This is a genomic window from Sphingobacterium sp. Lzh-3, from assembly GCF_046764375.1.
GTDB lineage: Bacteria > Bacteroidota > Bacteroidia > Sphingobacteriales > Sphingobacteriaceae > Sphingobacterium.
In genome coordinates, this window is the sequence record NZ_CP177226.1 from 1,948,878 (window position 1) to 1,961,216 (window position 12,339).

Annotated in this window: 15 protein-coding genes and 1 pseudogene; 13 read left to right on the forward strand and 3 right to left on the reverse strand. The window is 42.0% G+C overall.

The window, feature by feature from the left end:
• Window positions 1–63: 63 nt before the first annotated feature.
• From ACLCDV_RS07830 to ACLCDV_RS07840, 3 genes and pseudogenes are all read right to left on the reverse strand, one after another.
• Window positions 64–180, reverse strand: a pseudogene (locus ACLCDV_RS07830) (hypothetical protein); the annotation flags it as partial.
• Window positions 167–529 carry a hypothetical protein gene (locus ACLCDV_RS07835; protein ID WP_411973345.1) on the reverse strand — a complete coding sequence of 121 codons (363 nt, stop codon included), beginning with the start codon at window positions 527–529 and terminating at the stop codon, window positions 167–169. The pseudogene ACLCDV_RS07830 and the gene ACLCDV_RS07835, both read right to left, overlap by 14 nt.
• 2 nt (window positions 530–531) lie before the next feature.
• Window positions 532–1,302 (reverse strand): helix-turn-helix transcriptional regulator, encoded by a 771-nt coding sequence (locus ACLCDV_RS07840; RefSeq protein ID WP_411973346.1) that lies wholly within the window; start codon window positions 1,300–1,302, stop codon window positions 532–534.
• 208 nt (window positions 1,303–1,510) lie between these two features.
• Between ACLCDV_RS07840 and ACLCDV_RS07845 the strand changes: the two genes are divergently transcribed.
• The 13 genes from ACLCDV_RS07845 to ACLCDV_RS07905 all read left to right on the forward strand — a co-directional run bounded on the left by ACLCDV_RS07845 (window position 1,511) and on the right by ACLCDV_RS07905 (window position 12,106).
• On the forward strand, window positions 1,511–1,756 hold the full coding sequence (locus ACLCDV_RS07845) for a hypothetical protein (RefSeq protein ID WP_317667774.1): 246 nt from the start codon (window positions 1,511–1,513) through the stop codon (window positions 1,754–1,756).
• Entirely contained in the window at window positions 1,756–2,055 is a 300-nt protein-coding gene (locus tag ACLCDV_RS07850) for a hypothetical protein (RefSeq protein WP_411973347.1), read from the forward strand. The genes ACLCDV_RS07845 and ACLCDV_RS07850 overlap by 1 nt, the downstream gene beginning before the upstream one ends.
• Window positions 2,056–2,217: 162 nt before the next feature.
• Window positions 2,218–3,009 carry a hypothetical protein gene (locus ACLCDV_RS07855; protein ID WP_411973348.1) on the forward strand — a complete coding sequence of 264 codons (792 nt, stop codon included), beginning with the start codon at window positions 2,218–2,220 and terminating at the stop codon, window positions 3,007–3,009.
• Window positions 3,002–3,550 carry an NUMOD4 domain-containing protein gene (locus ACLCDV_RS07860; RefSeq protein WP_333577915.1) on the forward strand — a complete coding sequence of 183 codons (549 nt, stop codon included), beginning with the start codon at window positions 3,002–3,004 and terminating at the stop codon, window positions 3,548–3,550. Before ACLCDV_RS07855 ends, ACLCDV_RS07860 begins: the two co-directional genes overlap by 8 nt.
• Window positions 3,551–3,735: 185 nt before the next feature.
• Entirely contained in the window at window positions 3,736–4,695 is a 960-nt protein-coding gene (locus ACLCDV_RS07865; RefSeq protein ID WP_411973349.1) for a hypothetical protein, read from the forward strand.
• Window positions 4,696–4,697: 2 nt separating this feature from the next.
• Window positions 4,698–5,870, forward strand: a complete 1,173-nt coding sequence (locus tag ACLCDV_RS07870) for a hypothetical protein (RefSeq protein ID WP_411973350.1) — start codon at window positions 4,698–4,700, stop codon at window positions 5,868–5,870.
• On the forward strand, window positions 5,870–6,289 hold the full coding sequence (locus ACLCDV_RS07875) for a hypothetical protein (RefSeq protein ID WP_411973351.1): 420 nt from the start codon (window positions 5,870–5,872) through the stop codon (window positions 6,287–6,289). Before ACLCDV_RS07870 ends, ACLCDV_RS07875 begins: the two co-directional genes overlap by 1 nt.
• A 131-nt stretch (window positions 6,290–6,420) precedes the next feature.
• The gene (locus tag ACLCDV_RS07880) at window positions 6,421–6,651 is read left to right on the forward strand and encodes a hypothetical protein (protein ID WP_411973352.1); all 231 of its coding nucleotides are present in this window, start codon (window positions 6,421–6,423) and stop codon (window positions 6,649–6,651) included.
• A gap of 2 nt (window positions 6,652–6,653) precedes the next feature.
• A complete protein-coding gene (locus ACLCDV_RS07885; RefSeq protein WP_411973353.1) occupies window positions 6,654–7,031 on the forward strand; it encodes a DUF3127 domain-containing protein in 378 nt (125 codons plus the stop codon).
• A 143-nt stretch (window positions 7,032–7,174) separates the two neighbouring features.
• A complete protein-coding gene (locus ACLCDV_RS07890; protein ID WP_411973354.1) occupies window positions 7,175–8,674 on the forward strand; it encodes a DEAD/DEAH box helicase family protein in 1,500 nt (499 codons plus the stop codon).
• 1 nt (window position 8,675) lies between these two features.
• Entirely contained in the window at window positions 8,676–11,234 is a 2,559-nt protein-coding gene (locus ACLCDV_RS07895; protein WP_411973355.1) for a bifunctional DNA primase/polymerase, read from the forward strand.
• Between the two features lie 240 nt (window positions 11,235–11,474).
• Window positions 11,475–11,774, forward strand: a complete 300-nt coding sequence (locus ACLCDV_RS07900) for a hypothetical protein (protein ID WP_411973356.1) — start codon at window positions 11,475–11,477, stop codon at window positions 11,772–11,774.
• The gene (locus tag ACLCDV_RS07905; RefSeq protein ID WP_411973357.1) at window positions 11,771–12,106 is read left to right on the forward strand and encodes a hypothetical protein; all 336 of its coding nucleotides are present in this window, start codon (window positions 11,771–11,773) and stop codon (window positions 12,104–12,106) included. The genes ACLCDV_RS07900 and ACLCDV_RS07905 overlap by 4 nt, the downstream gene beginning before the upstream one ends.
• Window positions 12,107–12,339: the final 233 nt, after the last annotated feature.

Genomic DNA, 12,339 nt, shown 5'->3' on the forward strand with positions numbered 1-12,339 from the left:
ACCTGCTTTTGAAAGTCCCTTTATAATATGTCCAGAAAGACGGCGTTTCCCGTTCTCAATATTAGAGAGTGTATTTACAGATGTGTCAAGCATCTTTGCAAATTCAACTGCGGTCTTTCCTAATTCCTCACGGAATGCGCGAACCAATTTACCTTCTTCCTCGAAACTACTTTTTTCCATTGTGTGTATGTTTATGTACTGTTATTTTAAAGTGGCCCACTTTTAACTCGCTGTATTTAGGAGTATATTCAATATAGCTACCGTCTGGAAGTAATGCATTGTCAAGAATAAGCATTACAGCAGGCAACCAATCAGGTGGGTAACACCAAATATTTAATTGCGCTTGGCGTTCGTCTTCGTGAAGGCAATTAACCTCGATTCGATCTGAATGCCGTGGCGTGGGCTTGTATTTTGGAGAGATCCCATATTTAGGCGCTGGTACCAACCATTCGCGAATATAGTTTACGACGTTCCAAACAACTGGCGTGTCATTCTTTGGTTCAATCTCCCTAAACGAGCCGCCTGTCATTGTTATAAGATACGTTTCACCACGTTATAGATCTCTCGGATATCGTCAAGGTTTACGGTGAAGTCAGGATATTTTGATTTATCTGGATTGATCGACCGCAACACAACATCGCCGGTTTCCAAATCTTGATCAGCAACCTGCTTCACGATTATTCCTTCAGTGCGGTGAACGAAAACAAAGCTAGACCAGTTATGTGCGTGAAGCTTTCCGGCCCAATGGTGTGGAAGTATTTTTCGGCATTGTAAAACTGTTCCATCTAAAATAGCATGCTCGATTGTCCCGTCGTTCATACTGTCCCCTTCTGCTTCAAAATATCGATACTTTCCTTTAGGCATGTGTGTAACTGTGGCTGTGTATTTAGGTAATGTTTCAAGATATTCAGGATCCGCATACCCCAATAGGTATCCTGCTCTTGCTTTAACTGGTACGAATTCGGCTGTCAACGCATATAAACCGTCCCCAAGCGGTTGTACTTGCTCATCGCCATCTTCGTCAAATTCATATTCTCCAATAGATTTTGCGTTGGATTTTGTTTTGGTTGGAAAAATATATTCCATATCCTCTTTGGAAGGATCTAGTTTGCTTAATAACACTTTGACTCTCTCAGACTCTATACCATCAGTATAGTCGTCTTGGTTGAGCAAAGCGGACAGTGTATTACGTCCATAACCTAGGTAGTCAGGACTTTCACGGTCTGTCAGGGTAACCTGGCTAACTCCTTTACGCTTCATCAAACGTTTAAGGTAGTTGCCTTTAGAAAATAATTTATTCATCGTGTGTGTATGTTATAAAATTATAACACTGAGAATCAATGATATAATGTTTATTTTGTTTGTAATGATTGTAAATTGTTTGTTTTGTTTAATTTGTTTAGTATTTTTGTTTTGTCAAGTAATCATAGAAACAAATTTAGCAAAAAACATCAACGTGTGTGCCAAAAAGTGAAATAACAAACAATGTAAACAAATTAAACTTTTTAAAATGGTGGAGATAACAGATAAAGTTGCAATCCCTGAGAACATTACCAAATATCGGGCGGCAATGAAAACAATGAATGTAGGGCATTCATTTCCTGTCCCCAACGGAGAAGAGAAAGAGGTTCGCTATATCGCATGGGATTTATTCCATAAAGAGGGAGATGATGGTAAACCAGTAAGTGAAAAACGGTTCAAGACAAAAAGAGATCCGTTAGACTTGGAAAACTTTAGATGTTGGAGGGTTAAATAATGTTGAAAGAAGGATTAACATTAGATTTAAAATTGGCCCGAATGCTACAAGGGGCCGCAGAGTTGGGCGGTATAGCCGCGCTGACTGAGGTAGGACAATTACGACCATATCTTTCAAAGGCGGAAGCTTATCGGAAGTATGGAAGGGGGGTAGTGGATAATTGGATTGCAGAAGGTGTAATAACTGAGAAGCAAGACACGCCCAACAGCAAAGTAAGGTTATGCCGGAAACAACTTGCATCTGTAGCCGCGTCACAGAATTTAGTACAATACATAGCGTCAACAAAGAATGGACACTGAATTATTAAGAGAGCTGGTGCAAGGGTTACTTGTAGAGGTTCGTGATTTACGACAGACAGTTGCAGTAATTAGACAAGATTGGGAAACAGCAGGCGCCGCAGAGGGCAAACTAAAGCGCTAGTAAAAAATGGGCAGGAGCCCGCAAAAACTCTAACAAAGAAAATGAAAGGACGTATTTCAACGGGAACAGTTCAGCAAGGCAGAACGCTACCCGAAATCGGTAGAATTAAAGTAGGAATGAAAACCGAACGCGGTTTACCTACATCATTAGATTATTTCCGCGCCAGTGGAGATTTTGCAAACAGATTTGTAAGTCTGTTTGGAGATAAGCCAACCGAACTAAAGGTGGCATTTGTATCAAACAATATCGAAGAGGTTTGTAATGAACAATTCGAAGCATGGGACAAAGGTAAACGCCTTGGATGGGGAAATGGTGAAGTATTCACTGTTTGGAATCCGCAAGGGGGCAAAGATGGTAAAGGCGCCTATGTTGAGGGACTTCCAGCAGATGATCCAAGTGTTAAAGCTATTCGTAAGCTATTTGCTCGCACGTTGACTTTGCGATTTGTGTTGCTTGAAATGAAGGGTGTGCTAGGCCATTGGACTTTTCAGTCGAAGGCGAAAGAAACTACCATCCCAACAATAGTTAAAGCCTTTGACATGGTTATGGAAAGATCGGGCAGCATAGTAGGCTTTCCATTTAGCCTTATGGTAAAAAAAGTGCAATCATATTCACCGGGCGCTGCAAGGAACTATCCGATAGTTCAACTAGTGCCTAATTTCACAGAAGAAACAATTGAAGCCGTTCGTGCCTATGTTGAAAGTGGTGCAGACCTAAATAGAATTACAACTAATATGATTACGAGCGGATCATTATTGCAGTTAAGTTCGGGGTCATATAAGAGTAATGAGGAGTTCTCTGAAGCTATTGAGATAGGAGGTAAAGATGAATGATTCAAAGGAAATATGGCTTCCAGTTCCAAATTATCCTAATTATGAGGTAAGTAATCAAGGGAGAGTGAAAACTCTTCAACGGACTATGAAATCTAAAGCTGGATCGATTGCAGCTGTAAATGAAAAAATAATGAAGGGATCATTTTCAAGGGACGGATATCCAATTGTAAAAATTAGTAACCAATTCGGAAAGAAACTTTTAAAAGTTCATCGTCTGGTAGCAATGGCGTTTATTCCTAATCCCGATAATAAACCACAGGTTAATCATATCAATGGAGTGAAGACGGATAACTACACTGACAATTTAGAGTGGGTTACTGGAAAAGAAAATGTCACACATGGATATCAAACAGGCCTTATAAAAGCTTCTCATGGAGAGAAACACTATATGGCAAAAGTATCAGATGAACAAGTTTTACAAATCAGAAAAATGAGATCTGAAGACAAATTAACTCATCAGGCGATAGCTGATATAATAGGTGTAAGCCGAAATATTGTAACATCAATTCTTTCCAATAAAACACATAGACATACATTATGAACGTAGAAATTATATTACCAGATTGGTTCAACGAAACCGCATTACGCTTACCTGATTACAAAGTCGGTAGAGTTAACTTCGGCGCTGGCCGATCATATATCCGTCTTAACCAAGACTGCAAACCGTGTGAATCGCCATTGAGGTTGTACACTAGCTTAACCACGGCTATCAACCAGTGCAGTCCGATGGAGCAACCATTATTGGAATGGTATTGCAAGCATGGCACCAAAGAAGCCGGGCGGTTATTGGAGATTGCGCAGCACTATGGCACGCTCCTTCACCTAGAAATCGGAAAATTCCTAATTAACCAAAACTACGACTTTGAACAAATCGAGGAAGTCGTTGATAACTACCTGTCCGAAAACACATTTTACCAACCCGAAACAAAAGAATGGGCGGAGAAATTGCGCAACGACTTATGTTCTTTCATTCAATTCTATTTGGAATACCAAGTGGTGCCATTGGGCATAGAATACGTCCTGTTGAGCGAAAGAGGTTACGGCACACTGATCGACTTGGTTTGCAATATGACTATCGAAGTTGATGGCCTGGATTACGAAAACCCATATAAGTCCGGTCCGCGTAAAGGTGAGCCAAGAGAATGCAAAGTTGCTAAAGAGATCCGAGCGATCATAAACTTTAAATCAGGTCGTCACGGCTTTTACCGCAGCAATGGTTTACAACTTGAAGCCGAGCGCCAATTGTGGGAAGAAAACTTCCCGGATCTTCCACTTGATGCTGCATATAATTGGTCGCCAAAGGAGTGGCGTGGCGAAACTCCAACTTACAACCTCAAAGATTGGACAGGGGAGATTACCACTGCGGAAGTTGAAGCAGTTATGACCCTTGCAGATATTCGTTATGCAAGTAAGGCAGAATCTAAAGTTTACACAACTATTGGTGGTGTGTTCAGTATTGCAGATCGTGAGCAGGGGCTGTCCTCGGTTATCCGTCGGGAGGGTATTGGTGAGTTTGTTGGAAGAAAGTTTGGGGTTGCGGAGGAGACAATGGAGCCTATACAGAAGGGCGGTGATAAAACTCAGAATTACGTTGAAAAAGCTTATAAGGCTGCTCAGAATATCGAAGCCCTTCCAAAGAAGTCTACTGTTATTAACGAACCAGTTTCTGATCCATTACCTTTTTAACCATGGAAACACAAGGAAATCAAACTACAGGTCTAGCAATATACCTGTCCCAAACAGACCTGCAAAGTGCAGGTGCTGTTTATACAACGTCAATCGCATACCTTGAAAAGAGGAAGTCAAAATTTGATTCACTTATTGCGAAGGCTAATGCCAATGGTGATAAACTTCCGAAAGAATTGGATGACGAGTTGATGCAATATCAAGTCACAAATAAAAAAGCCGTTTCTTCCATCGAAGCACAACGCAAGCCGTTTACCGAAAAAGCACACGCTTTCATTAAAGCATTTACAGCCATTGAAAATGAGTTGGGAAAAGACTTGTACGATCCTATCCAAAAACTGCGTGACAAGTCTGCAAAGATTCATGCAGAAGAAGCAGCTGAAGCTGCACGTAAAGAACGTGAGGAACTCCAACGTAAGCAAAAGAGGATTGATGACATTGCCAATCTGGAAACGCAATTGAGAAACGGGTATGCGGCATTACTTGGCGAAACGAAGCGTACAATCCTACAAGTGTACAGTAATTTCGATTTGGCAAACGCTGAGGAAGCCAAAGCAGCTATCCAATCTTTCGTCAATGCTAAGCTTTCAAATGAAGCGTGGGAAACTATTACGTTGGTTGGCTCGGAGGATTTGATCGGAGAGGTGCGTACAGCTGAGCGATTTGCAAATTCCTCAACTCATTTTACAAACGAGGTTACCAAATACGCAGAATACATTTTGGAAATGTTCCCTACTCGCGTTTCGGAATTAGAAAAAGGTATCGCTGACAATAAAGCGGCTGAGGAGCTAAAACAAAAGCAGGAGCAGGAAGCCGAGGAAACTCGGTTGGCAGCAGAGAAGCGAGCGGCAGATGAAGCCGCCAAGGCAAAGCAACAAGCAAATGTTACTGTCATGGTGGCGCAGGCAAATCGCCAGGAGGAAGCACCAAAGACTATTGAATCGTATTCGGTTGTGGTGGGTAGTGTGGATGGGTGGCGCGGTATAGTGGATTACTACCTTACCAACAGCGGCACAACTGCGGAAGATCTTGCAAAGGTAAAACTAGATAGTATGCGCATGTTTGCGGAAAAGCAGGCCAAATCTACTGGTGAAATGGTTGAACATAAGGACGTGGTTTATGAGCCTAAATACAAGGCTGTGGCACGTGTTACTGGTAAAAGGAGAGCAGCGTAATGGATAAGCAAACAGTATCGCAAGGACATTTCTTCGCTTTGTATATGGGGCAAGATATTTGGACTTGTCCTCAATGGGAAAATAAATACCCTGTGGATTTATATTTCTATAACAGTTGGGACGAGATCGAAGAAGGTGATAATAGATTCAATATTGACAATAATTTCATTGAATTAAAACCACTGTCTTCTCTAACCAAAAATGACTATGATGAAATATTGGACAGCAATATAATGAACCCAGCTCCTTGGGAAGACTTTGATGTAACGGATGGTAAGCTTGGAGGGATAAATATCAGTGACGTAACTACAATTGACTTCTTGCGATCAAAAGGTTATGCGTTACCGTTTATGGGAGTATCAGTTGAAAAGTTGGTCGAATACGGCTGGGTTCGTCTGAAAGGAGACCCCAAAGCATGAACCAAGTCCACTTAACACAAGACCAAGCCGAGGAAATGTATTATCAGATAAATGCGTATTACCTTTTCTTGCAGTGCGCAGAAAACGTCGATAAATGTTTCTTCGAACCGATTAAATTTTGGAATCCGTTAATGAATAATCATCTGCGGAAAGCACGCGAAAGTTCCGCATTCTTGCTCAAAGAGTTCCGAAGACACTTCAGCCCACGGGACAATGATACCGTCCAGTTCGAAGCGCCTGCGGAACTATATCGAGCGATGGACTTCTTTTCGCGACTAGCACCTGAAACCATTTCGGATATCATGGATAACCTGGAAACGGATCGAAAATTAGAGCAAAATAAATTACAAAAAGCAGTATAACAATGGAAATTAGAGGTAAAGTACACGAAGTTGGAACAACAGAACAAGTGACAGAATCATTCAAAAAACGCGATATGATAGTCGCCTATGCAGAGAATCCGCAATTTGTGGAGTATATCAGATTTGAAGCTACACAAGATCGAACATCAATTTTCGACAACCTAGCTATTGGCCAAGAAGTCGAAGTGTCTTTCAATCTCCGTGGCCGCCCATGGACTAACAAAGATGGTGTGACAACCTACTTCAACAGTCTTGTGGCTTGGAGAGTCACTAAACTGGGCAATACAACATCGGCTCCACCATCAGCAGGATATACAGATATGCCGCCGGCACCTGTGGATATCTCCTCAGGAAGTGACGACGACGATCTACCATTCTAATCCGAGTAAGAAGTTACTAAAAGCGGTGACTGTGGAGGGCAAACCCTTTCACCGCTTCATTAAAAAAATCTCTAACAAAAATTTATCCGCATGACAGATCATGTATTGATTTTTTGCGCGCTACCAGAAAGTGAGGTAGTGGCATGAAAGTTACGCTTCCAACATTACGACCATACCAAGCTGAATTTGTAAAGAATTTAGCTGTGGCCCTCAGAGATCACCGACGGGTTATTGCCTGCGCTCCTACAGGATCCGGCAAGACCAAAATGTTTATTGACGTTGCGTATAAGTCTATTGCCAATGGCCGTGCCGTAGTAATCATCAGCGAGACTACTAAGATTTTCGACCAGATTATTGGTGAAGCAGGGGGAATTGAAATTGCCAATGGTAAAAAGCATGTCCAAATAAAACCTGGGCAGCTTTATATCGCAATGGCCCAAACTTTAACGCGTCGGCCTTTGATCCTGGAGCAATTGGCGCAATTGGAATTTCCACCACTTATTATTGTAGATGAAGCCCATATTGGAACACCATCAAATATCATCCGCCGATTGATCGAAGTGAGCAATCCTTATATCCTCGGGTTTACAGCAACGCCCGATGGTAGAGTAGCTAGACACCTATCCGAGCTTTACAATGCCTGTGTTGTATGCTGTCAGGTCGATGAACTGATCCAACAAGGTTTCCTTTGTTCATACCAGCACTTGGCCCGTACAAAGGCGGATACAGATATTCTTGAAATGCGTAATGGTGAATATACCGAGCAATCTCAGACTGCAGCCTTTTCAACCGCAGCCGTGTACGATGGTATTTTCGAAGACCTACGTTCCGCTACTTTTAAAAAGTGTATGATTTTCGTTTCATCGATCAAGCATGCCCGCGAAATGAACGAACGCTTGCAGGCAGAGGGATTTGCATCTGTGGAGTACCATTCACAACTTGAAAATGGTTCTTATGAGCTCGCCAAGTTTACTGAATTGGGTATAGCAAATATTTGCGTATCGGTAGCGAGTTTGACAAAGGGTTTCGACGCTCCGGCTGTTGATTTGGTTATTCTAAACCGCGCTACAACCTCACTTCCTCTTTATCTACAAATGATCGGTCGCGGTAGCAGACCTGTTTGGGCATCCGATGGAACTCCTCTTAAAACACACTTTCGTGTACTGGATTACGGTGGTAACTGGGAGCGTCATGGCTTGTACTTCGAGGATCGCGATTGGGAAAATATGTGGGAGGTAACCAAACGCTCAAAAAAAGGCGAAGGTGTTGCACCAGTAGCCCTTTGCCCTTCGTGCGAGTCCATCATTTCAACAACGCAACGTATATGTCCATTTTGTGGACACGAACGGCCATTGACCGAAAAGGAATTGGAGCAAGGGGAATTGGTGGAGGTAACTAGTCATTACAGCAATCTAGTTGGCCGAAAGATTTCCGAGCTATCTCCAAATGAACTTGCTATTTACGCCAAGATGAAGAAGAAGCAGGTTTTCGCAACCCGTGTTGCCAAGGCAAAGGAGCAGGTCCAAAAGGGTTTTCTTTCCGCTTTTGGAGCGGCTATGGGGTACAAGTCTACTTGGGTAGATATTCAATCCAGAATGATAGGAGCAAATACAATAGAATTTACAGACATACAATTACGATAAGATGGGGGTTGAATTAGGGAAAATATGGCCAATGATTTCCGAGTTGGTGAAGGATGGGATATCACTAATTCCAGTACGTGAGGAAGCTGACGCAAGCCGTCCAGCAAAAACTCCTTATGGATCGTGGGCTGATGCTCAACAGCGTGTAGCCGAAGAAGGGGAGTTGTGGTATGTCATGGAGCAGAAGAACACTACCGCTATTGCTGCTGTCTGTGGGGTTGTATCTGGTAATTTAGAGTGTATAGATATCGACTCAAAGTATTATCCTGGGATTGATGCAATTTTGCTTAGTGACATTGCAAAATTCTATCCACACCTTTACGCTCGGCTTAGGATTCACCGCACACCTTCAGGAGGTTATCATATCTTATACCGCATCGCAGACCATTCGCCACAGGGAAACATAAAGCTTGCGGGCAGAATGAAGACGGATGAAGAATTGCAGGCGGATTATGCTTCGGGTAAACGGAAACCAACCAAGACTGTGAACTTCCTAGAAACACGTGGTGAAGGTGGTTATTTTCTTTTTCCACCGTCGTTGGGATACACTGTTCACCAAAATAACCCAATTCCGGTAATTTCTTGGGAAGAACGTTGCTCATTGATCAATTTATGTCAGAGTTATTGTGAGATCACTAAGGTGGCCCCATCGCCTAAGCTTACACAAACGCAGGATTCTATCTACACGACAAATCCATTTGAGGATTTCAATAATCAGTGTGATCCCGTGCAACTCATGGAGTCTCAGGGGTGGAAGTTCCTTCGTGAGAACACAAGGTTTATTTGGTTTACACGCCCGGGTAAAGAGGATGGTGTTTCGGCTTCATTCAATCGTGAAAAGCGAGTGTTTTTTATTTTCACCACCTCAACGGATTTGGACGAAAAGAGAGGGTATAATCCTGCTACTCTATTTGCCGAGTTTACGCATAACGGTGATAAGAAAGCGGCTTTTCGTGAATTGGTACAAGGCGGATTCGGTCAGGTAAAGCGCAACGTCGAACAATCGCTGGTTAAGAAAGCTGTAATCAATGGACAGGCCGCCATCCCTCCAAATTTTTCAGAAGAAGCCAAGGAAGAGTTTCAGCGATTGCAAGAGCAGTTTGCGGAGCTGCATCCATATGGTGTTTTTTGGCAATATGATGAAAACCATAAAATACAAATAAGCCGTGAGGATTTTCTTAATGTTGCTAAGAACCTTGGGTTCCGATCGTACAAGCAAGCGGCAATTCAGATCAATGGAAAATTTGTTGATCGTATTGACGTGATGACCTTCTTTGATAATATGAAGGATTATATCCAGGAGGAGGAAGCGGATGTTTACAAAGATATCTGTAATGCTTATGAGAAGTTTATCCAAAGCTCGGGTAAGTTTATTATGGATAATCGTCTTGAGCGATTCGACGATAGTGACTGTATTTACGACACTGCTGATTTTTGTTATAAATTTTATAATAATGTCGCTATACGGATCACGTCTGACGCTATCACGAAATTAGATTATGCCGACATTGACGGTCTTATATGGACAGATAAAATGCTATCTCGTAATTATCTTGGTGATGATGTACAACCTTCACAATTGTTTCAGACTTACCTTAAGAATGCAACTGGAGAAGAAGAAGGCGAAGTAAAAGACTACATTAGAAACGTTATTGGTTACCTGTCCCACGATTTTAAATCCGAATCAGCTGGATATATTATTGTGCTTCAGGAAATGGTGGCCGATCCCAAAAATGGTGGAGGTTCAGGTAAGAATATCTTCGGTAATATTCTTCGGGAGATGACTACGGTTTGTACTGTTCCTGGTGCGATGGTTCAATTTAATGAGAAGTTCTTACAGGCTTGGAATGGTCAACGTGTTTTTTTTATGGCCGATATCCCAAAAAAGATTGATTGGTCATTCCTTAAAGAACAAACAACTGGATATGGATTGCTTAAGAAGCTTTACAAAAATGAGGAAGAGATCCGACCAGAAGATATGCCAAAAATCTTAATCAACACCAATTTCTCTTATGAAGATACAGATGGGGGTTTACGCCGTCGTATTCGTCCGGTGGAGTTTACAGATTATTACACACGCCATGGGGGTGTTGATGCCGTTCACAATAAAATGTTCCCTTCAGGATTCACAAAAGAAGATTGGAAAGGGTTTGACGATTTTGTCATCTCTTCTATTCAGTACCATTTGCAGCAAGGAGGTAAAGTTGAATTGGTGGAACTTTCAAATATTGGATGGGATAAGAAGTTCTCAAATCAATTTGGGGAGAAGACGTTGGAGTTTTTCAAGGATAATATCAGCCAGTGGTTGCGTTTGGATTATGTGGAGGTAGCTACTTTCCAAAGGCAATATGATGAGTATGTAGCCGGGGAATTGAAGGAGAAATATAAGCTATCTCAGAAAACATTATCAAATGCTGTGAAGGAATTTTGCGAACGCCATGTCTTGAATTTCGAGCAGTCAAAAGCTAAGTATATACCCAACCAAGGAACCAAGAGGGTGCATATTTTCGAGGGTGTTTATGAAGGGGAAGTGGTCGAAGACGATGGATTTCCGTTTTGATGTCAAATATTGATAAAATTTTTATATCTGATAAACAGTGTATTACAAACAATTTGTTTAAAATGTTTGAATTGTTTAAAATGTTTAATATGTTTGTAGAGTCAAACGGAAACAACGGTACCCAAGTTTGACAAAAGGCGAACGCAGTCGCCTTGATGTACTGCAAAAAAAGCGCGGTTAGAAGGAGGGCAATCCTAACTAACCGCTAGTAAAAAGTCTCTAACAAAGAATTTAAACGTGATGCAAAGTAAAGAATTTTTAATCGAAATCCATAAATCCGCTAAGGAAATCGTCGGTGACATTGGTTTGGATGAAGCAATCCAAATGCACGCAGACTACCAAATGGATAACCACACAACAATCTGTCCGTTTTGTGAATCGGTGGTTAGTGATGACCAACTGGTGTATGTTACCGACTCGCATGGCAGTTGGGAAGATCCAGCCGAAGCCCATAATGAGTGCCCCTGCTGCAGAGTGGAATTGTCCGCAAGCTGCTTAGAAAGGCCTGATTTTGAAACCTGGTTAAAGGTTACGGCATGAGCACAAAGAGGATTGATGGTGGGTTGGATCAGATCCAGCCACCATTGTGGGATGCAACTAATGATCGTACTGATCATGATGAAGTTGCCGAGCGTCTTTCGCGACTCCAACAGGCCTGGCAAAAGAATAAGTTTAAGCCAGCTACAAGAATGGAATATTTGATGCGTAGAATACGTGGTATTTGGCGCAGGACAATGTTCCGGGCTGAAGTAATGAAAGAGCGTTGGAATGAGATATTGGAATCTGAACGTAGGCTGTTTTCAATATTCGCAATATTACTTACGCTATGTTCCATACTCGGATTTTTACTTGGAATATACTTCCCTGATTAATTTTTATTCACGAAAGCACAGGGCTTTGCCCGATCTAAAAATGAACATACACACTTTACAGCAACAATACGGAATTAAACTGATCCACCTTGACGGATCGTTACACATGGCGTACCACAGAAAGGTCGTATGCCTTCCCAGAGCGCCGTGATCTTTGGAAGAACTACGCAAATTGATATTTATTGAGTTTGCGATTAGGATTTAACAACCGGTTTGGCTCTCTATTTGGAGGG